Origin of the sequence: Pseudomonas sp. NPDC089734 (assembly GCF_044748865.1) — a bacterium.
Lineage (GTDB): Bacteria > Pseudomonadota > Gammaproteobacteria > Pseudomonadales > Pseudomonadaceae > Aquipseudomonas.
This window is the reverse complement of sequence record NZ_JBIVGV010000015.1, coordinates 59870-80150: the sequence shown is the minus strand read 5'-3', so window position 1 is coordinate 80150 and position 20281 is coordinate 59870. Positions and strand designations below refer to the sequence as shown.

Here is a 20281-nt window from a genome sequence, read left to right as displayed (position 1 = left end):
TCGTCGCACGATGTTACATCTCGAATTCCGATTGCAGCGCTGCCCGCACGCAATACAGCACGCCTTCCGGCACTCGCCCGGTGAACTGTTCGGCCACGGCCGCGACTGAAGGCAACTCGCCTTCGCCGTCCAGGAAGGCATCCTGCACTTCACCCAGCAGGTCTTCGGGAAGATCCAGCGCCTGCTCGATGGACAACTGCTGTTTGCCGATCGCCTCGGCAAGCATGGTGTAGACATTCTTTTCAGAGCACTGCAATTGCCCGGCGATCTGCAAGGGTGTCATGCCGGCACGGGCCAGGCTGATCAGTTCATGGCGTACATCGGCCACCACGCGAGGCGCTTCTGCCGCGCCTCCCAGCACTTCCAGGAAGGCTTCGCCGTAACGCTCCAGCTTGCGGGCACCGACACCGCTGACCCTGGCCATCTGAGCCATGGACTCAGGCTTGCTGCGCAGCATTTCCAGCAGGGTCGAGTCGGGGAAAATGACATAAGGCGGAACGCCATGTTCTTCGGCCAGTTTGCGACGCAAGGCGCGCAGGGCTTCCCACTGTTCGCGCTCCTCGCCACGCACCAGTTGGCTGGCCGGGCTGCCGGAGCTGCTTTTGGACGTGGTCTGCGGTTTCAGGTCGCGACGCAGCTCCAGCGTGACTTCACCGCGCAACAACGGGCGACAGGTGTCGCTCAGGCGCAGGCCGCCGTAACCTTCAAGGTCGATATCCGCCAGCCCCCGCGCCACCAGTTGCCGGAACAGCGAACGCCACTCACCTTCGGTACGCGCCTTGCCGACCCCGAATACCGACAGGTTCTGATGACCGAAACTCTCGACCTTGTCGTTGGACTTGCCCAGCAGGACATCCACCAGATGGCCCACGCCATAACGCTGGCCGGTCCGGTAGATGGCGGACAAGGCCTGACGCGCAGGCTCGGTGGCGTCCCAGGTCTGCACGCCGTCGACACAGTTGTCGCAATGGCCGCACGGCTCGGGCATGTCTTCGTCGAAATAGGCCAGCAGGGTCTGACGGCGGCAGCGGGTTTCTTCGCACAGTGCCAGCATGGCATCGAGCTTGTGATGTTCCAGACGCTTGTGACGCTCGTCGCCTTCGGAGTTCTGCAACATCTGCTTGAGCATCAAGACGTCTTGCAGGCCGTAGGCCATCCAGGCATCGGCAGGCAGACCGTCGCGCCCTGCCCGACCGGTTTCCTGGTAATACGCCTCAAGGGATTTGGGCAGGTCCATGTGCGCGACAAATCGCACGTTGGGTTTGTCGATGCCCATGCCGAAGGCAATGGTGGCCACCATGATCAGGCCTTCCTCATTAAGGAAGCGCTTCTGGTTGTGGGCACGGGTTTCGGCGGGCAGACCGGCATGGTACGGCAGCGCCGGATAACCGTTGTCACTGAGAAAGACCGCCACTTCGTCGACCTTCTTGCGTGACAGGCAATACACGATGCCCGCATCGCTGCGCCGCTCGGAGAGAAACGCCAGCAACTGCTTGCGTGGCTGCTCCTTGGGCACGATGCGGTAGAAAATGTTCGGCCGGTCGAAGCTGGACAGAAACCGCTCGGCGTTCTGCAGGTGCAGCCGGGTCACGATTTCTTCCCGGGTCCGCTTGTCGGCGGTGGCGGTCAGTGCGATGCGCGGTACATCCGGGAACAGCTCGGCCAGTTGCCCCAGTTGCAGGTATTCGGGCCGGAAATCATGCCCCCATTGCGAAACGCAGTGCGCCTCGTCGATGGCGAACAGGGCAATCTTCAGGCTCTGCAAGAAAGCCAGCATGCGCGGCTGAACCAGACGCTCAGGCGCGAGATAGAGCATCTTGATCTCGCCCTGGCGAAGCCGGTGAGCCAGCTCGCGCTGTTGATCCGGGCTGAGGGTCGAGTTCAACGAAGCCGCCGGAACCCCCAGTTCGTCCAGTGTCGCCACCTGATCTTCCATCAGGGCGATCAGCGGTGAAACCACCACGCACAGGCCATCGCGCAACAGGCCGGGCACCTGAAAGCACAGGGACTTGCCGCCACCGGTCGGCATCAGCACCAATGCATCGCCCCCGCTGGCTACGCGCTCAATAATGGCACCCTGACGACCACGAAAACTGTCGTAGCCGAAGATGTCTTTAAGTACGCGTTGTGCCTGTTCAAGCATAAAAACCCCGGATTGTCCTGCTGCACTGCAAAGCGCGGCAGTATACCCGAGCGTTCAATCGCAGAGGGTGCCCGGGACATGAGTGGTCAAAATTAACGGCGATCCACCTCCGCGCTGGCGCCACGGGCGCGCAAGGCCTAGAATTCAGCATTGTTTTCTTCCCAAGGTAGTCCGTCCATGTCCTTCGCTGAGCAACTAACCCGCCTGCAAGTCTTCCTCGATGCAGATGAACTGCACGAAGAAGCGCTGGACTACGTGGCCGCTCATGGCTACCTGACCGCCATTTCCATCTGCGCCGAACAAGTCCCGGAACGCGAATGGATCGATGCCCTGTTCTCCGAGCCACCGCACTACACCGACGACGCCCAGCGCACCGAAATCGAAACCACCCTGAGCCTGTTGCAGGCCCACATCGCCCGCCAGCTGGCCTCCGACGAAGAGTTCGAGCTGCCTTGCGACCTGGACCTGGGCGACGACCCGGACGACTCTGACCTGCGCGGCTGGTGCATCGGTTTCATGGAAGGTGTCTTCCTGCGTGAAAACGCCTGGTTCGAGAGCGCCGAGGAAGAAGTCAGCGAAATGCTGCTGCCGATCATGGTCGGTTCGGGCCTGTTCGACGAACAGCCGGAATTCTCCGACATCGCTTCCGACGCCAACCTCATGGACGACATGATCGTTCAGATCCCTGAGGCCCTCACCGCCCTGTACCTGCTGTGTCAGGCTCCGGACGAAAAACCGGCGATCCTCAAACCTCGTCACCACTGAGTCAGCGCCTATGGCGCAGGACCTTCCGCGCACCAGCCGTCACCGGTCGGTGCGCTATCTGCTGGTGGCTGTCGGCTGGACAAGCGTAGTGCTGGGCGTCATCGGGATTTTCCTCCCGGTGCTGCCCACCACGCCTTTTCTGTTGTTGGCAGCGGCCTGCTTCGCCCGCAGCTCTCCCCGCTTCTATCGCTGGCTGGTCAATCACAAACGGCTCGGGCCGTGGATTCGTGATTACCTGGACGGTCACGGCATTCCCCTCAAGGGCAAGATCTACGCCATTGCCCTGATGTGGGCCAGCATCGGCCTGTCCTGCTATCTGGTGCCGCTGCCCTGGGCACGAGGCTTCATGCTGGCCAGTGCCGTGCTGGTGACGATTTACATTCTTCGGCAGAAAACCCTGCACAAGCCTTGAGCGTCAGACCGTATCGACCTTCAGGGAATGATCCCCCAGCATCCCGTTGATGATCGACGCGGTGTCCGCCCCGTTCGCGACCCAGCCGCCCGCTCCGGTTGCCACCCCGTAATGCCCGGCCAGATCGATCCCCGCGAGGTCGATGGTCTGGCTGGCCGAGGTGTCAGTGCCCCCGACTTCAATGCTGGACACCCGATTCACGCCACTGCCCGAGACTTTGAAGTGCAGGTAATCGTCCAGCGATTCGGCTTGCGCACCGAGCCCCTGCAATAACTGCGACAGGTCCAGTGTGTCGGCCCCAAAGGTGAAATCGACGACCCGGTCATGCCCGCTGTCTCCCGCCAGCCACATGAAGGTGTCATGACCTGCGCCACCGACCAGCGTGTCATTGCCCGCCCCTCCGATCAGCAGGTCGTTGCCGTCGCCGCCATACAGGCAATCATTGCCACCTGCGGCCAGCAACACGTCGTCGCCTTCGGTGCCGATCAGCGTATGCCCCTGCTGATAACTGATGCTGACCTCTGCCGTATCGCTGCCGCCATGGGCGTCCTGGGCAGTGTAGGTGCCCTGATAGGTCGGCGTGGTGTCCACGGCGCTGTAATCGATGGACAGGCCAATCTGATAAGTGAGCCCTTCGTTGCACACGCCAGGATCAGGCTGATGAATCAGAATCAGGCGATAGATATTGTCCTCGGTGGCGGTGATCGTGCCGTTCTCGGCCAGCATCTGGAATTCGCCGTTGTCCATCTGCCAGGCCAGCCCCACCTGATCGGACAGGTAGCGTGTATCGACCGTCAGGGTTTCACCGGCCTTCAGGTCGATGCTGTACAGGTCCTGATGATTGTAGGTATCGATCTGCCAGGCCCCCAGATAGCCATTGAGCACCAGCATCGCGGTGGCGGCACTGTTGACGTAGAAGTCGCTGCGTTGCAGGTCCTTGACCTGATTCTCGACCTTGTCCCGCGTACCGCAGAAGTCGATCGTCCGGGGCATGCAGGCCGTGAAGTCCGCGCCGGGCGCACGCCAGCCCGTCTGAAAGACCGTCGGCGTTGCGCTCAAGGCATCGCCATTGGGCGAACGGTCATTGGCCAGCAACACCGCACCGGGCACCTCGATGCAGGGAGCCAGTATGTTCGTGATGATGTGATCGGCCACCGCCTCAGGCCCAGGCAGCACAGGGACATGAATCGACAGATCGGCCCCGGACAGGTCGCCATCGTTGTCGCTGAGCACAAAACCGATCTGCTCGGTCATCGACGCCCCGTCAGCGCCCGGCGTGTAGCTGAAGGCACCGCTGTCCATGTTCACGGACAACGTCCCGCCCGTGCTGCTGACCAGTGTGAGTTCGTGGGTCACCGGGTCGAAACCGACCAGGGTCGAACCGCCGCAACCAGTGCCGTCCACGACACGAATGCCACCGCATTCATAGAGATAGGTCACCCCTTCCAGCGTGATGGACTGGACGAACCCGCCATCCGCGCCAAACGTGCCGCCCGTCAACAGGCTGCCATGGACCACGCGGGCGTCCACGCCATCACAGGGGGATGGCGGGCACACTGTCAGTTCGATATCGGAGGCCAGCGGCACATCATCGATGATGGAGATATCCAGGCTGGCCGAACCCGAATCGCCGTCCAGATCGGTAGCAACCACCTCGATCTGCTCACCGGCATTGTTTGCGCCCCCGCCCGCCGGATGTTCAAGCGGATTGAGCAGGGTGTAGCTGTAACTGACTTCGCCGCTCAGCGGGTCATATCCGGTAATGGTCAACGTGTTGCCCAGCGCGGTGAGTGCCGACAGGGGAAACCCCGCCACGACACCGCCTACGATCACCGGGATGCCGCCCACCGTGAGGGATTGCAGCCCGTCAGGCGCACTGACCGTGAACGTGCCGTACTGCGTGACTTTGCCGGGATCGGGTTGCGAACCACCGCACAGATTGGCCTCATTGAGCGTCAGCGCGCTGCAAGACACCCTGACGCCGTGATCGACGGGAGGCTCGACAGGTGGATCAATGATGGGAGGCTCCACTACGGGCGGTATCACAACGGTATCCGGCGTCTGGCTCGTCAGGCCACGCCCGTATTCGGCCTGTCCTTCGGGAAACAGCGGGACCATGACCAGCCCTTGAGTCGCGAAGCCTATGACCGGCGTCACCTCGGCCCCCGTTTCGCTCAGGATCACGACGGTATGTCCACCGCCCTCTCCGGTAAGCGCTTCATCGCCGCTCTGTGCAGGCTCCGTATTCAACACAGTGACCGGCTCGACATCCGTCAGCAGCCCGAGTGTCGGGGTCAGCGGGTCGAGTGTTTCCACATGGGCGGGCTGGCCGTTCAGAATCGACGTATCCAGCAATAAGCGACTGTCGCGCCCCAGTGTCAGATTCCCCCCGCCTTCAAGCGCAACGGCCACTGCGCCTGTGCTCCCTGTTTGCAGTTGCTCGCCCGCAAACACACGATCACCTTCCATCAGCACCCGCTGAGTACCGTTGCTCGACACTGCTACAACATCGCCGACCGCCTGTCGTACCGTACCGATCACCCTGGCCATATTCACTCCGTCTGTCTAAATGATCGCCCCCCGGACACGGAGGGCCTGTTCTTGATTCCGCTCACCGGCGTAACACCCAAGCCTTGAAAAAAACTCTAACGACAAAATACCGTCATCCCCTTGGCCGGCTGTATTCACGATCTCTTTCGTGTCTTTACAGGCCGACATGATTCCGGCGAAAACCAATAACCACCCAAAAACTTCACTCAAGTAGCTGAATAAAAAGCGCGACAAAAAAACAACCATCGCCTGTATTCCGAAAATGGCATAAGTTTTTTTGGGCATAAGCCCTATGAAAAAAACGTCTGAGTTTTCCCGAAAGTTGTTCTTAGCTGTGTTGTTACAAGCCTGACACGGCTGACCGCACAAAAAAGTCATTTTATTGACCAGCAGAATAACTTTACGAAGGGAGACGTACTCATGCGCGATTTGACACCGCTCTATGGCGCGGTTGTGCTTGCGGTGGCCTGTGCACAAGCGCAAGCCATGACATTGACCGAAGCGATCCAGAACACCCTCGATCACCATCCCGAAATCCAGGCCAGCAAGAACGAAAGGCTGTCGGCCGGAGAGGAATTGAACGTTGCCAGAGGCGGCTATCTGCCAACGGTCGATCTGGTCGCCGCCTACGGTCGGCAAAAGACCGACAGCCCCAGCACCCGCGCCCTCTACGGCCATGACGCGCAGATCCTGAATTACACCCAGTCCGAACTGCGCCTGCGCCAGTTGCTGTTCGATGGTTTCAATACGCCCAACGAAGTGGGCCGCACCAAAGCCGTGGTCAACTCCCGCGCCTATTACGTGCAAGGCACTTCCCAGAGCCTGGCCCTGCGCGCCATCGAGGTGTATCTGGAAGTGCTCAAGTGCCGGGAATTGCTGACCCTGGCCCGAAACAACCTGCAAGCTCACCTGCGCATCAATGATCAGATCACGCTGCGCAGCGAACGCGGCGTGGGCAGTACGGCAGATCGCGACCAGTCACTGGCGCGCCGTGCCCTGGCCCAGAACAACTACCATACCGCACAGGTGGAACTGGAAGATGCCGAAGCCCGTTTCGCTAGTGCCGTGGGCCGCCTGCCGGACGAGCTGGAAACGCCGCCCTCGATCAGGGGCGAGGTTCCGCTGAGCCTGTCCGATGCCCAGCAGAGCATGCTGCTCAACAATCCCTACCTGAAATCGGCCCAGGCCGATGTGCAGGCCGCCGAGAAACAATATGAAAGCGCCAAGGCGCCTTTCTATCCGCGCTTCGATGCCGAACTGGCCGTCGGGGCCAATGACAACCTGCAAGGCGAGGAAGGCCACGACAAGGAATGGCGCGCCGCCGTGGTGATGAATTACAACCTGTTCAACGGCAACCGGGACAAGGCCCGCCTGAGTTCCAACGCCTACAAGACCGGCCAGGCCCTGGACATCCGGAACAACGCCTTGCGCATGCTTAACGAGAACATGTCGCTGGCCTGGAATGCCATGAACAACGCCCGCCAGCAAACCCCGATTGCCCGCGACTACGTGGCCTCGACCACTCGGGTACGCGCCGCGTATCAAGACCAGTTCGGCCTGGGCCAACGCACCCTGCTCGACCTGCTGGACAGCGAAAACGAACTGTACAACGCCAGCCGCCGCTACACCGAAGTGCGCTACACCGAAGAACTGGCCATGTATCGGGTCCTGGCCAGTGAAGGCGAATTGCTGCGCAAACAGCGGGTGGTACTTCCCGCTGAAGCCGTCGCACTGACCGAAGTGGAAAACCAGGCTCGCTTGCCGTCCCTGAAATAACCCCCACACCCGGTAGGAGCGAATTCATTCGCGAAAAGGCGATGCACCGTCTTTTCGCGAATGAATTCGCTCCTACGATGTGTTCCTCTTCAGGAAACCTGCCTGTGAACCGAATGAAACTGTCTGCCGCCCTCGACCCCGTGCCGGATGACGACGATCCCTTGCTCGACGGCCTGTTGATCCTGTGCAACCTGCACGGCTGCACCACCAGCCGCGCCAGCCTGTGCGCGGGGCTACCCATAGCCCGACAGCGCCTGAGCACTGCGCTGCTGCCACGGGCCGCCGCCAATGCGGGGCTTCATGCCCGCTGGCTGAGCCGCGACCTTGAGGCCATCGACCGCCTGAACCTGCCTGTCTTGCTGTTGCTGGATCAGCAACGCTGTGCCGTTCTGACCCGCTGGGGCGAGGACGGGCAGGCGTTGATCCTGCCCAGTGAAAACGAGGGCGGCGAGCAATGGATCAGCCGGGAAGAACTGGCCCGGCGCTACACCGGCCAGGCCTTGTTCGCCCGCCCGCGTCACGAACTGGAGCAACTGCGCACGCCTTTGCTGCCCAGGGTCAAAAGCTGGTTTCGCGACACCCTGAAACGGTCTCGCGGCCTGTACAGCGATGCCGTCCTGGCCAGCCTGTTGATCAACCTGCTGGGCCTGATGGTGCCGCTGTTCGTCATGCAGACCTACGACCGTGTCGTGCCCAACCAGGCCACGGCGACCTTGTGGGTGCTGGCCATCGGATTGCTGATCGGTACCCTGTTCGAGTTGGGCCTGCGCCTGATTCGTGCCCGCTTGCTGGATCAGGCCGGCAGCAAGACCGACCTGATTCTCTCCGCAACGCTGTTTGAGCGCATCGTCGGCATGCACCTGAAACACCGCCCGGCCACGGTGGGCGGTTTCGCCCAGAGCATTCATGACTTCCAGGGGCTTCGGGAATTTCTCACTGCCGTCACCCTCACCAGCCTGATCGACCTGCCGTTCGCCTTGCTGATGCTCGGCGTGATCGGCCTGTTGGGCGGCTGGCTGGTGCTGATTCCCGTGCTCGCCTTCCCCGTCACCATTGCCTTCGCCTGGGCCATCCAGACGCGATTGCGCGACACGGTGGAAAAAAGCCTGAGCCTGGGTGCAGCGCGACAGGCCTTGATGGTGGAAACCCTCGGCGGCCTGGAAACCCTCAAGGCCTGCAATGCCGAAGGCGAGCGTCAACACCAATGGGAAAGCACCCACGGCGCTCTCACCCGTCTCGACAACCACGCCCGCCATCTGGCGGCACTGGCCAGCAACGGCACGCTGTTCGTCCAGCAATTCTGTGGCATGGCGACGCTCGTTGCCGGGGTCTACAGCATCATCGCGGGCAACCTGAGCGTCGGCGCGCTGGTCGCCACCTACATGCTCGGCAGCCGCGTACTGGCACCGCTGGGGCAGATCGCCGGATTGATCACCCGCTATCAGCAGGCACAACTGACCATGAAAAGCACTGACAGCCTGATGGCTCTGCCTCAGGAACGCGATGCCCATCTACGCCCGCTGCAATGCCCGCCTCTCAAGGGTGCCGTGACCATCAGCCAGGTCAGTTTTGCCTACGACCCACAACAGGCACCGGCACTGAACGGCATCAGCTTCCGTGTCGAAGCGGGCGAGCGGATCGGCATCATTGGCCGCAGCGGCTCAGGCAAAAGCACCCTGGCGCGCCTGTTGATGGGCTTCTACACACCCGATCAGGGCCAACTGCTGCTGGACAACCTCGACCTGCGGCAACTGGAAATCACCGCCCTGCGCCAACAGATCGGCTATGTAGCCCATGACCTGCCGCTGCTGGCCGGCAGCCTGCGCGACAACCTGACCCTTGGTGCCCGCCACACCCACGACGCCCGCCTGCTGGAAGTCGCCCGCCTGACCGGCGTCGATGAACTGGCCCTCAAGCATCCCCAGGGCTTTGATCGCCCTGTAGGCGAGCGCGGCCAATTACTCTCCGGCGGGCAACGTCAGGCCGTGCTGCTGGCACGGGCGCTGCTGCGCGATCCGCCGATCATGCTGCTGGACGAACCCACCAGCCACATGGACAACGCCAGCGAAGAACGCCTGCGCCACCACCTGCACGCGCTGATGCCCGGCAAGACCTTGTTGTTGGTCACCCATCGCCTGTCGATGCTGAGCCTGGTGGACCGCCTGCTGGTTCTGGACAACGGCAAACTCGTGGCCGACGGCCCCAAAGCCGCCGTGATCGAAGCGCTGCGCAAGGGCCAGACCGGCCCGGCACCGATTTGAGGAACATCGCCATGTCAGTCACTTACGGGCTGCGCAACCGCCTGAAACCCGATCCCCGTTTTATGAGCGAACGCGACAGCGCCATGGCCCAGAAATCGCCTTGCTCGATGCGGATTACCGTCTGGATGACCGCAGCCCTGATCCTGACCGGCCTGATCTGGGCCAAATATGCGGTGTTACAGGAAGTCACCACCGGCGAAGGCAAAGCCATTCCGTCGAGCAAGGTCCAGGTGATCCAGAACCTGGAAGGCGGCATCGTCACCGAGATTTTCGTCCGCGAAGGGCAAGTGGTGAACAAGGGCGACACCCTGCTGCGCCTGGACGACACCCGCTTTCTGTCCAACAAGGGCGAAAGCGAAGTCGACCGCCTGACCCTCACCGCTCAGGTCGAACGCCTGGCCGCCGAAGCCGAAGGCCGGCCTCTGGTATTGCCGCAGGAAGTGCTCGACAAAGCCCCGCAAGTCGCCGCCGATGAACGCGCACTCCATGAATCCCGCCAACGCAGACTGGAGGGCGAACAACGCACCCTCAACGAACAATTGCGGCAAAGAACCCAGGAACTGGCCGAGTTTCGCGCCAAACAGGAACAATTCCGCAGCAGCCTGGCCTTGGTGCAGCAGGAACTCGACATGTCCGTGCCGCTGGTGGGCTCAGGCGCCGTGTCCCCCGTGGAAATCCTGCGCCTCAAACGCAACGCCGTGGAAATGCGCGGCTCGATGAACGCCAATATCCTGGCCATCCCAAGGGCCGAAGCCGCCATCAACGAAATCAAGAGCCGCATCCAGGAATCGGAACTCACCTTCCGCAACGAAGCCTCCCGCGAACTCACCGAAAAACGCACCGACCTGGCCAGAATCAGCGCCAACCGCATCGCCATCGACGACCGCATGAGCCGCACCACCGTCACCTCCCCGGTACGCGGCATCGTCAAGACCCTCAAGGTCAACACCATCGGCGGCGTCGTCCAGCCCGGCAACGACCTGCTGGAAATCGTCCCCCTGGAAGACAACCTCCTCATCGAAGCCCGAGTCCGCCCCCAGGACGTCGCCTTCCTGCACCCCGGCCAGAAAGCCATGGTCAAGTTCAGCGCGTACGACTACACGATTTATGGCGGGTTACCGGCAAAGCTGGAGATGATTGGGGCGGATACGGTGACGGATGACAAGGGGAATAGTTTTTACCTGATTCAGGTAAGGACCGACAGAAATCATCTGGGTGGGGATGAGAGACCGCTGCTGATTATTCCGGGAATGGTAGCGACGGTGGATATTATTACCGGGGAGAAAAGCGTGATGGATTATTTGTTGAAGCCGGTGTTGAAGGCTCGGGGGGAGGCGTTGAGGGAGAGATAAAGGGGTAGCCGCCTTCATATGAATGCGGCGAGATGACCCCATCAAAATATGGCTTACCGATCTATCGAAGCGACTTCCAGCCGTGCCTGACGGCGCACGCTTTCAGTATTTTCACGAACGATGCCAGGAATCAAAAATGCATCCACCAGGACCCACACGCCGGTAATGATGAGCGGGAACACAGTAAAACACCCCACGACAGTGATGATGAGCTGGGCAACTGCCGTACCGGTTTTGCCTAAGTAAAATCGGTGACCGCCAAAGCCACCCAGGAAAAACCAAAGCAGATATGCCACTCCAGTCGATTTCTGAGCGTTAGCCACTTTTTGCTCGACGAGCATTTCGGATTGCAGGGAAGACATACTGGTTTCCTTTCCCGAATGGGGTCCATGCGTTGGATTACGCTCTCAGGATTGAAGACTCAACTGTAGCAATTTGCAATCATTTTTCAGCTCTGATAAATGGTTTGCCATGCGCTGGCATCAAATCTACCTCTTCGCCGTCACTCACTTCCAAGGCCACCATGCCCGTAAATCTTGATGAACTGCTGAAAACTGTAAACGATGAACAATCATTTATCGGATTTATTGAGGCTCTAGGTTCTGTACGAAAAGTCGGCGAGCGAAGGTCAGGCAAGGCAAAAAACGGCGAGGAAGCGGAGTTGACTGGTTGTCAATGAGCATTCTGAGCCGGTTTTTAACGCCGCCTGACCGAGCGCAGCCACTTTACGTACAAAACCTAGGCAGGGACTTCTCTGAGGAGCGCTTACTGGAAGAAACATCCCCGTCATCGCCCTATGAGCGTGGAGTTTTGGGATGGGAAAACGGGGCTATTGATACTTTCTTTGATGCTGCTGCCGCTTGGGCGACTGCCAGTTCACAGAACTCCCCTGTAAGCACTTGTAGATCAAACGCATGGCAACGTTGTGCGGCTATTTTGCTGGCGGGTAAATTTTATGAGTGAGTTAGAAGTGATGATGACATTGAATTGATCGTGGGCAGGCTCTTGAAGATGAGGCAACCAGGGTCGCCGCTAAACGAAATAAAAATGGCAGCTTTGACGTGGGTTAGCAGACCGGTAGCAGTCGGTTAGAAAACTTTATATTAGCCATCATCAGGCTTGCGGCTGGTCAGCTTGATTTTGAACCGCTGAATGGCTGCTTTCGGCCAAAAGCGGACAGTCAAGATCAAAGCTAGGAGGAGCCCAGAGCAGATTCTGGGCTCCTGTTTCTCCCTCTCCTTAGCAAGTAAAAGATAAACTGCTAGAAGAAGGCGAAGGTTGTTAGTTTCATCTATGGGAAAGGCTGCTTATATTTAGCGAGACGCACCAGCCTCCTCAGTAAAAGGATTAATTATGGAAAGGCGACTTGGCAGAACGTGCGCTGACACCCAAATGCCTTCAGCGACGGGCGTTTCATCATTGCTTTGCTCTATCGCAAGAACAACCGGAGCGCCCTTGCGTTCGCCTACCGCGATGGCCTCCTCAGCGACATTTGTCAAATGTACCATACGCCGCGCCATCGGTATTACTCCGTCCCTCACGATCCTATCGAGTACGGACCAGCTAGACCCGTGATACAAAGCAGTTGGTGCTCCCAACTTGATACCGGCATCGATAACGACTTCCAGTGTATGCCCGTAAAGAGCTCTAATTCGGCCGTCTCTTACCTCGAATCTTGGCTCGCCGGGATGTTCTGCAATAGCGAGTAAATGACTCGAATCCACTTCGAGTAAGCGAGCTAAATCCTCCATGCTCGCAAACCCTGTGTTATCCAGAGGTATTCCGTTGCTCGGGCCGTAATGGCGGAGTTGATAGGCCATTGCCTTACTCAATCGCCTATGGTCATGGCTAGGCGCGGATTCAGTTACTTCATTCTGTTCTATGCGGGAGAGAGCCTGAAGCAGTTCCCGCGCCAAATTTTGGATTAAGTCAGTGCAGCATTCTGAGATCAGACCACAGAGCTCCCGCGCATGACGTCTCAGGTGCTTCCCTGCCTCTTTTTCCGTTCCTAGTCGTAGGGCCCGAGTAATAGCGAACCACCCGTATGCGACAATTAAGTCTGATTCACTAAGTGCATGGCACATTCGGCCGAGATATCTTTTCATAAGCGCAATTCGCATGCGCCAGCCGTCCAGGTTCGCTTGTATAAGCGCATTATCTTCTATGAGTTGGACAACATCGTATCCAATCGGTATGAACTCACTAGACTCAAGATCAATGGCTACGATACGCCCAGCCGGGTCAACTATCCAGTTTGATGCATGACCGTCTCGTTTTCTAACCAGCGGTAGCTCTCCAGGAAAAAGTGTATGCAGGGAGTCTACAAAACGGTCAGCTTGTTCTTGCTCGAAGAGGCTCCTCGACCACATTTTGAGGTAGTCTTTTAATGGTCGCCATGCTGATTTACCCTCCGGAGGTCTTCCTGCAACGCTATGATAGATAGCGAGCAAGTCTGTGATCGGCTCTAGTACGGCTAAAGCCTCTTCCGCAGAAAGCTCGCTCACCAATCGTCCCGCTGCTCGCTGAGATACGTGTACCCATCGCCGCTCATCTTCAGACGGAACTTCAACAATCGCGAGCGAACGAGGCACTTCAAACAGACTCGTATCTCCCCGAGAAGCGATCACCTTGCGTAACGAGGTCAACATCCCCGCCTCGTGCTCTGCCTTTTCTTTAGTGGTACGCTTGAAGACGAACGTTTCAGAAAGAAATCCGCGAGCGTCAGCAACAGCGAACACCTCGTTACGCCCACCCAAATTTGATCTTGCGTAAATTGGGGAATTTAAGGCTAGGATAGCTGCCTCACGCCAACTGCCTGAGGTATATGACGTTTCACCACCTGAAAGCCCATCTAGGTAGTCCTTCACTCGCGCTATACCGATTCTCGGAAGCGGCCAAGTGGGATGTTGATTGCAAAGTTCAGAGAATATATCTTGAGCACGATGGGCCAAGTTTAAATCGTTAGTTCGCTTAGCTACTGAAAGTGCCGCAGCCCCTGCCTCCCATTGAACGTGCCGGTTAGACCGAACCATTGCAGATAGTGACCTTGTTACATTTACGTACCTAGATAGATCATTAGGCTTAAGTAGATCTGATGGACCATCTACCATTTGACGTAGAAACTGTGCACTCAACACGGCAGCTGGTACAGACCCTCTATCTGTCAGCAGGTATTCTAAATTATTGATTACACATCTAATAATTCCCCACAATTTAGGAGAAGGTTGTGTAGCCATTAATGCAAGCAGTCCCCTTGGTATTGCCATCGACCTTGCTGGCAGGCTCAACTGCGTTTGTTTGGCCGCTTCAACTATGGTGGATAGAACGCGGCAACGCGCTTCATCAACTGATCCCCTAGGACGAGAGTAGGCCAGCTTACGTTTCGCTATTTTTAGCTGTTGGAGTCTAACGCTTCCAATGCCGGAGCCTGAGAGCAACGCTAGACGGAGGCGGGCCTCAGCCTCTGCAAGTTCTGATCCCTCAACGATATTTGGATTCTCTGAAAGTAGCTTTAGCGCATCTTGCAGAAGGTTTTCGTCACCAGTTTGGTCAAATTGTTGAACCAAGAGCTCAAGTCGGTAAGTAAGTGTTTCAGGTTTCAGATTCCCAAGAGTCATAGACTCTTTAGAATAAGATAATGCTCTTGACACAGTGGCAGGCGAAACTTGAACCCATCGCCCGATCATTGCGACAGCAGTTGCATACTTACCGGTAGCTATTCGCCTAGCAGCCTCACGTAACTCTTGACTTTCGATGGAGAACCTAAACTCGGAAAGGGCAACCCGGTACCGTGCAATGGCTACGTCAATCTCATGACTTGCGAAACTCCCCTTAGCATCTTCATATAATGCGTCAGCGGTTCGATGTGCAATATTGGCTAACGACTTTGAAAAAAAGTCTATACTAACAGACCTTAATGAATTATTCATATCAATAGGGTTTCGTCGCATATGTTCAAGTATCAACATAAACACTGGCGATGGAGCTATCTCTTTAGCTTTCAGGATTTTTCGCCACATCTCTGATGCTGCAGCATGTCCGTCTGCGTTGAAAAGTAAGAGTAAATCCGAATGCATTGGGCTTGAGGTGAGCCAAACTGTTGAGGAGGGTGAGCCAAGGTAGCCAAGAGTACTAAGGACTTCTCCTAAATTTGGCGCCCAAGCGTTCAATGCATTTAAATATTCGTCATTTGGCGTCATGATCAATCCATTTTCCACGAGCTGTTGAGGTTCTTTCGATCACAAAAAACAAAATTTTCTGTTAGTTCTGAGCTACATAATGCTTAGCTTCAATGCTCAGGGTAAAAGACTATTTGAACATTGAATGCGACCAACGGTATCTAGGTGTTCGGAACCGATTGGGATCGTAGAAGCGCAACGCTACTATGGCTCAATCCTCCTCGGTTACTGGCATTCCATCCACGCTGGATGTTTGGACAGCTAAATGGTATTTGGGCAACTGCTGTTGCGCTCAGCAACGCCTTTGATCCGAGCACATTCAAAAGACTACTTTTGGCCGATTGCTGCTCTTCGCCAGAGACCGCTCTGGGTCGACTCCTGCCGGTCAAGGACATACGGCACTCTGGTCAAATGGAATGCAACTCTCCACGTATGAACAACCGACGAGAAATAGAAAAACCAAAACAGACCTCATGCGAACTGCAACTTCTTAACCTCCCCCGCCAGACGCGAAACATCATCCTTCAACCCTTCCAGCCTTTTATTCAAATCTCCATACCCCGCCTTCCAGCATAAAACCCCATTCTTATAACTCCGCCCAAGAGTCAGATCATTGAAAGACCCCATCCCACCAAAAGCTGACAACACAGACGCTATTCCTGCGTAATCCGAGTCAAGCAACTGTGCCCGAGCATTTCGGAACCATGCACTCCAATGCTCCTCATCGTCGCTTTCAAGAACGGCAATCAACTCATCAAGAACTCGGATCAACTCTTCGGTTTTTGCACCCATATTTAAATACCGCCTGGACGTTGCACGAAAAGCAATATTGCCAATGGCCAGCGTGCAAGCAAGTAAAACCATTTATTCAAGATTTCACCCGCCTGCATGTGCGTCCCTAATCAGCCACTCTCATTCAGCCACCCTGCTCACCTCATCAATCCCAAGCCGCCTGCGTCGGGCAATCAGTGCTCGACGAAATGACAGGTCGGCATAATCCAGAAAAAGCCGCGCCATGTGGTTGAGGGCCTTTTCCTCGCCTTCACTGCCCACCATGAAATCAAAGCCCAAGGCCCGCTTGTTCTCGTCGGGTAACGCTTCCCAACTCGTCATCAGGTAGGCGTACATGGCGCTGACAATTTGCAGTTGGGTCGTGGATGCCTTCAGGCTGCGTTTAGAGGAGCGAGCGCACGCACTGCTACGGGATGATTGCCTGGGTTTACGGAGGAAGGTGCGTGTTTTCATCGATTGTGTCCTTTCAGATAGGGCTTCCAGATTTCTCGGCACTCGGGCAAACCAAAAGCTCTGCCCGGAATCAAAATCAAGAATATCTGAAAATCAGATATCTGGAAATCAGTTATAGCTTGTGAGGCTGTTCAAAGAGAACGGCACCATGACAAAAGCACTTTATCGACGAGAACATCTGGTCCTGATCAAGCTACTGCGGACGATCAGAGAAAATGCCGACCTCACGCAGTTAGAGTGCTCACGGGCGCTTGGCCGACCGCAGTCATTCATGAGCGATGTAGAAAAGGGAGTCCGACGTCTGGATATCGTCCAGTTGCGAGACTTGTGCGCCGTGCTGGGCTACGCGCTGCCGCAATTCATCAGCGAATATGAAGAGGCGTTGGCGTCTGGAGAGTGAATCTCACCCACTTTGAAAATGGGCGGAACGAAAGGGCCTCATCGTTCAGCAGAGATAGTTTCAGTCCCCCTACTTCAAAGGCCAACGACTCAACCCCTCCTCTCCATACTCCCTCAGGTAGGGATCATCACTGCCCGTCATCAACTCCAGGACCGCACGTGACTCCGCCGTTCCGATGCGTGCAAGCGCGTAAGCGCACTTGCGCTGGAATTCGTGGAGGTTGTCCCATTGAACCAGGCTGGGAAATGGAATAGTGACCGCCTTCGCAATCGCCGGTACGGCTGACGCATCGCCCAGAAGACCGAGTTCAAACACGAAGTCTTCGTGATGGTCATGCCTGTCATCGAGCAGCAGCCGAGTGAGCAACGGTACGCGCTCACGGCCTGTAGGAAGAACGTCCAGTTCTTCAAGGAGCGCCGCAATGTCGCCAGATTCTTTCGTGCTGGTCATTAAATGAATCGGTCCTGACTTTATCGGTATCTGATATTCGCGATCGGTCTCTCTCGACACGATCGAATCTCCATTCAGGCTTTTGCAATGAACAAAAGCCAGCCATCGCTCCTGCTACTGGCCCGTTCGACGGTGGTAGGCGGCTATGTAGTTATCCCGCGATGGCTTGAGGTGATCACTGCAAAGCCGGGCAAGCTTCTCCACATCGCCGTCCTGCAGTGCCTCGATAATCAACCAATGCTCACGACGGGCTCGTTCAAGTTGATCCGCCACGACCAGGGACGATGAGCGAACCGAGTGTGCGCGTTGCGCATGATCTTGAATGGCCGCCACCAGTACCGGGTTGTCAGACAGCCCGAACAGCAGCTCGTGAAAGCGCATGTTGGCCCTGAAGGCTCCCCGCAGGTTTTCGGACTGGACCATTTCATCATGCAGCCTCTGTACGGCCATCAAGGCATCCAGCGCATTTTGCGGTACCGGAAACTTGATCAGGCGCACGCATTGGCATTCCAGTAGCTCGCGAACGGCATACAGGTCTTCAACGTCTTTGGCGGTGTATGCCTTGACCAGTGCCCCCACATTTCGCTTGCGCTCGACCAGCCCCATCCGCTCCAGCTCAACCAGAACCTGCCGCACCACATGCCGCTTCAGCCCGAAGCGCTCAAGCAGGTCGTCCTCGACCAGACGCTCACGGGGATGAAGAAAACCCAGGACGATCTCTTCCTCAAGGGTACGAACGGCCTCTTCCAGGCTCAGGGGGCTAACGGTTTCAACGAGTTGCATGGGGTTGATGCCTTGGCGCTGCATGTTTGATGAACGCTGAGACTGCCACAAAACCCGGACGTCCGCAGCAGGAGGATCACGACCGGGCATGAGCGATGAAGGGGCTTGCGGAGCATCGCGGATCATGTTTTTATCGGCATCACTGGATTATCAATAATCCTATCGACTATAAAACCAATAATTAATCCATAGGTGATCTCATGCCTGACGAATCCCCTCTCATCAAGCCAACCGGCATCCGCAAAGGCCTGACCAATTACGGCGATACCGGTTTTGCGCTGTTCCTTCGCAAGGCGTTCATCAAGGGTGCCGGTTACAGTGACGATGCGCTGGATCGCACCATCATCGGCATCGCAAACACGGGAAGCGGCTATAACCCCTGCCACGGGAACGCTCCGCAACTGATCGAAGCGGTCAAGCGTGGAGTCATGATGGAGGGCGGGCTGGCCATCGACTTCCCGACCATTTCCATCGCCGAAAGCTTCTCCCAACCCACCAGCATGTACTTGCGCAACTTGATGGCCATCGACACGGAAGAAATGATCCGTGCCCAACCGATGGATGCAGTGGTGCTCATCGGCGGCTGCGACAAGACGGTGCCTGCCCAGCTCATGGGAGCGGCTTCCGCCAATGTGCCCATGATTCAACTGGTCACCGGTTCCATGCTGACGGGCGGCCACCGTGGCGAGCGGGTGGGAGCCTGCACCGACTGCCGTCGTTTCTGGGGCCGTTACCGGGCCGAGGAAATCGACGAGCAAGAGATCAGCGAAGTGAACAACAAGCTGGTGGCCAGCATCGGCACCTGCTCCGTGATGGGGACGGCGAGCACGATGGCTTGCATCGGTGAGGCCCTGGGTATCGTGCTGCCCGGAGGTGCGACGCCTCCGGCCGTGACCAGTGATCGTATTCGTATTGCCGAAGAAAGTGGGCGACGTGCAGTGATCATGGCCCGCACCGGCCTGACCCCGGACAAGATCCTCACCGAAAAAGCGTTCGAGAACGCCTTGCGCGTGCTGCTTGCGATTGGCGGTTCCACCAACGGCATCATTCACCTCACGGCGATTGCAGGTCGCATGGGTTATGAAATTGACCTTGAGGCGTTCGACCGGATGAGTCGGGAAACGCCTGTGCTGGTGGATCTAAAGCCGTCGGGACAGCACTACATGGAAGACTTGCACCGCGCAGGTGGATTGCAGTCCGTATTGCGCGAGCTCAAACCCCAACTGCATCTGGACACCCTGACGGTCAGCGGCCGTACGCTCGGGGAAGAACTCGACGACTTCCCTGAATACAAGCAGGACGTGGTGCGGAGCTTTTCCAACCCGATCTACCCGGCCGGTGGCATCGCGTTCCTGAAAGGCAATCTTGCTCCGGACGGCGCGATCATCAAGCAATCGGCTGCGGACCCGCGCTTGATGGAGCATGAGGGTCGCGCAGTGGTGTTCGAGAACTCCGAAGACATGGCCAAGCGCATTGATGACCCGGAACTGGACGTCAATGCCGATGATGTTCTGGTGTTGAAAAATATCGGCCCCATCGGTGCTCCAGGCATGCCAGAGGCGGGATACCTGCCTATTCCGAAGAAGCTCGCCAAGGCCGGGGTCAAGGATATGGTCCGCATTTCCGACGGGCGCATGAGCGGCACCGCGGCGGGCACCATCGTCCTGCACGTCACCCCCGAAGCCGCGCTCGGTGGGCCTTTGGCCCTGGTACGCAGCGGCGACCGGATTCGTCTGAGCGTCGCAAATCGAAGCATCGAACTGCTGGTGAAGGATGAAGAGCTGCAATCACGCCGACGTGATCTGAAGTTACCCCAACCCGTGGATGCCGAACGTGGTTACCGCAAGCTCTTCTATGAGCAGATGACCCAGGCCGACAAGGGTTGCGACTTCGAATTCTTGCGTCCCCCTCGGATGATCGCCCGTGTTCCCGTGAAGTAAAAACATGACTCGACCTGCTGGCCGCG

Annotated in this window: 16 protein-coding genes; 8 read left to right on the top strand and 8 right to left on the bottom strand. The window is 57.5% G+C overall.

Translation table 11 applies throughout. The annotated features are described in order from the left end of the window. Positions 1-13 precede the first annotated feature (13 nt). Positions 14-2143, bottom strand: a complete 2130-nt coding sequence (recQ, locus tag ACIPY9_RS18530) for a DNA helicase RecQ (protein WP_400704513.1) — start codon at positions 2141-2143, stop codon at positions 14-16. A 177-nt stretch (positions 2144-2320) separates the two neighbouring features. Here recQ and ACIPY9_RS18525 point away from each other — a divergent pair, with 177 nt between their 5' ends. Together ACIPY9_RS18525 and ACIPY9_RS18520 are read left to right on the top strand one after the other, a co-directional pair. Next, positions 2321-2908, top strand: coding sequence for a UPF0149 family protein (locus ACIPY9_RS18525; RefSeq protein ID WP_400704510.1), 588 nt, complete (start codon positions 2321-2323; stop codon positions 2906-2908). A 10-nt stretch (positions 2909-2918) separates the two neighbouring features. Continuing rightward, the gene (locus ACIPY9_RS18520; RefSeq protein ID WP_400704507.1) at positions 2919-3320 is read left to right on the top strand and encodes a YbaN family protein; all 402 of its coding nucleotides are present in this window, start codon (positions 2919-2921) and stop codon (positions 3318-3320) included. A 3-nt stretch (positions 3321-3323) separates the two neighbouring features. Here ACIPY9_RS18520 and ACIPY9_RS18515 read toward each other — a convergent pair whose 3' ends face one another. After that, complete coding sequence (locus ACIPY9_RS18515; RefSeq protein ID WP_400704504.1) at positions 3324-5870, bottom strand: retention module-containing protein; 2547 nt, start codon at positions 5868-5870, stop codon at positions 3324-3326. Positions 5871-6290: 420 nt separating this feature from the next. Between ACIPY9_RS18515 and ACIPY9_RS18510 the strand changes: the two genes are divergently transcribed. The 3 genes from ACIPY9_RS18510 (at position 6291) to ACIPY9_RS18500 (ending at position 11259) form a co-directional block, all read left to right on the top strand. Then, positions 6291-7646, top strand: coding sequence for a TolC family outer membrane protein (locus ACIPY9_RS18510; RefSeq protein ID WP_400704501.1), 1356 nt, complete (start codon positions 6291-6293; stop codon positions 7644-7646). A gap of 113 nt (positions 7647-7759) precedes the next feature. After that, a complete protein-coding gene (locus ACIPY9_RS18505) occupies positions 7760-9907 on the top strand; it encodes a type I secretion system permease/ATPase (protein WP_400704657.1) in 2148 nt (715 codons plus the stop codon). An 11-nt stretch (positions 9908-9918) separates the two neighbouring features. After that, entirely contained in the window at positions 9919-11259 is a 1341-nt protein-coding gene (locus tag ACIPY9_RS18500; protein ID WP_400704498.1) for an HlyD family type I secretion periplasmic adaptor subunit, read from the top strand. Between the two features lie 53 nt (positions 11260-11312). Here ACIPY9_RS18500 and ACIPY9_RS18495 read toward each other — a convergent pair whose 3' ends face one another. After that, positions 11313-11621, bottom strand: a complete 309-nt coding sequence (locus ACIPY9_RS18495; RefSeq protein WP_400704495.1) for a TM2 domain-containing protein — start codon at positions 11619-11621, stop codon at positions 11313-11315. A gap of 32 nt (positions 11622-11653) precedes the next feature. Between ACIPY9_RS18495 and ACIPY9_RS18490 the strand changes: the two genes are divergently transcribed. Next, complete coding sequence (locus tag ACIPY9_RS18490; RefSeq protein WP_400704492.1) at positions 11654-11938, top strand: hypothetical protein; 285 nt, start codon at positions 11654-11656, stop codon at positions 11936-11938. A 634-nt stretch (positions 11939-12572) separates the two neighbouring features. On the opposite strand, the gene ACIPY9_RS18485 is transcribed toward ACIPY9_RS18490, so the two are convergent. The 3 genes from ACIPY9_RS18485 to ACIPY9_RS18475 all read right to left on the bottom strand — a co-directional run bounded on the left by ACIPY9_RS18485 (position 12573) and on the right by ACIPY9_RS18475 (position 16682). Beyond that, entirely contained in the window at positions 12573-15458 is a 2886-nt protein-coding gene (locus tag ACIPY9_RS18485) for an RNA 2'-phosphotransferase (protein ID WP_400704489.1), read from the bottom strand. Positions 15459-15908: 450 nt separating this feature from the next. Beyond that, positions 15909-16301 carry a DUF6966 domain-containing protein gene (locus tag ACIPY9_RS18480; RefSeq protein ID WP_400704486.1) on the bottom strand — a complete coding sequence of 131 codons (393 nt, stop codon included), beginning with the start codon at positions 16299-16301 and terminating at the stop codon, positions 15909-15911. A gap of 48 nt (positions 16302-16349) precedes the next feature. Next, positions 16350-16682, bottom strand: coding sequence for a hypothetical protein (locus ACIPY9_RS18475; protein ID WP_400704484.1), 333 nt, complete (start codon positions 16680-16682; stop codon positions 16350-16352). A 148-nt stretch (positions 16683-16830) separates the two neighbouring features. Between ACIPY9_RS18475 and ACIPY9_RS18470 the strand changes: the two genes are divergently transcribed. Then, positions 16831-17082 (top strand): helix-turn-helix domain-containing protein, encoded by a 252-nt coding sequence (locus ACIPY9_RS18470; RefSeq protein ID WP_400704481.1) that lies wholly within the window; start codon positions 16831-16833, stop codon positions 17080-17082. Between the two features lie 69 nt (positions 17083-17151). On the opposite strand, the gene ACIPY9_RS18465 is transcribed toward ACIPY9_RS18470, so the two are convergent. Together ACIPY9_RS18465 and ACIPY9_RS18460 are read right to left on the bottom strand one after the other, a co-directional pair. Next, positions 17152-17532: a HEAT repeat domain-containing protein gene (locus tag ACIPY9_RS18465; protein WP_400704478.1), complete on the bottom strand. Its 381-nt coding sequence runs from the start codon at positions 17530-17532 to the stop codon at positions 17152-17154. Between the two features lie 114 nt (positions 17533-17646). After that, a complete protein-coding gene (locus tag ACIPY9_RS18460; RefSeq protein ID WP_400704475.1) occupies positions 17647-18315 on the bottom strand; it encodes a GntR family transcriptional regulator in 669 nt (222 codons plus the stop codon). 200 nt (positions 18316-18515) lie between these two features. On the opposite strand from ACIPY9_RS18460, the gene ACIPY9_RS18455 reads away from it, so the two are divergent. Then, positions 18516-20255: an IlvD/Edd family dehydratase gene (locus ACIPY9_RS18455; protein ID WP_400704472.1), complete on the top strand. Its 1740-nt coding sequence runs from the start codon at positions 18516-18518 to the stop codon at positions 20253-20255. Positions 20256-20281 lie beyond the last annotated feature (26 nt).

Excerpts from the sequence above, each read along its gene's own strand:
- ACIPY9_RS18475 (WP_400704484.1), bottom strand. The coding sequence starts at position 16,682 with ATGAAAACACGCACCTTCCTCCGTAAACCCAGGCAATCATCCCGTAGC.
- ACIPY9_RS18455 (WP_400704472.1), top strand. The coding sequence starts at position 18,516 with ATGCCTGACGAATCCCCTCTCATCAAGCCAACCGGCATCCGCAAAGGC.
- ACIPY9_RS18460 (WP_400704475.1), bottom strand. The coding sequence starts at position 18,315 with ATGCAACTCGTTGAAACCGTTAGCCCCCTGAGCCTGGAAGAGGCCGTT.
- ACIPY9_RS18470 (WP_400704481.1), top strand. The coding sequence starts at position 16,831 with ATGACAAAAGCACTTTATCGACGAGAACATCTGGTCCTGATCAAGCTA.
- ACIPY9_RS18480 (WP_400704486.1), bottom strand. The coding sequence starts at position 16,301 with ATGGTTTTACTTGCTTGCACGCTGGCCATTGGCAATATTGCTTTTCGT.
- recQ (WP_400704513.1), bottom strand. The coding sequence starts at position 2,143 with ATGCTTGAACAGGCACAACGCGTACTTAAAGACATCTTCGGCTACGAC.
- ACIPY9_RS18495 (WP_400704495.1), bottom strand. The coding sequence starts at position 11,621 with ATGTCTTCCCTGCAATCCGAAATGCTCGTCGAGCAAAAAGTGGCTAAC.
- ACIPY9_RS18520 (WP_400704507.1), top strand. The coding sequence starts at position 2,919 with ATGGCGCAGGACCTTCCGCGCACCAGCCGTCACCGGTCGGTGCGCTAT.
- ACIPY9_RS18515 (WP_400704504.1), bottom strand. The coding sequence starts at position 5,870 with ATGGCCAGGGTGATCGGTACGGTACGACAGGCGGTCGGCGATGTTGTA.
- ACIPY9_RS18525 (WP_400704510.1), top strand. The coding sequence starts at position 2,321 with ATGTCCTTCGCTGAGCAACTAACCCGCCTGCAAGTCTTCCTCGATGCA.
- ACIPY9_RS18465 (WP_400704478.1), bottom strand. The coding sequence starts at position 17,532 with ATGACCAGCACGAAAGAATCTGGCGACATTGCGGCGCTCCTTGAAGAA.
- ACIPY9_RS18505 (WP_400704657.1), top strand. The coding sequence starts at position 7,760 with ATGAAACTGTCTGCCGCCCTCGACCCCGTGCCGGATGACGACGATCCC.
- ACIPY9_RS18500 (WP_400704498.1), top strand. The coding sequence starts at position 9,919 with ATGTCAGTCACTTACGGGCTGCGCAACCGCCTGAAACCCGATCCCCGT.
- ACIPY9_RS18485 (WP_400704489.1), bottom strand. The coding sequence starts at position 15,458 with ATGACGCCAAATGACGAATATTTAAATGCATTGAACGCTTGGGCGCCA.
- ACIPY9_RS18510 (WP_400704501.1), top strand. The coding sequence starts at position 6,291 with ATGCGCGATTTGACACCGCTCTATGGCGCGGTTGTGCTTGCGGTGGCC.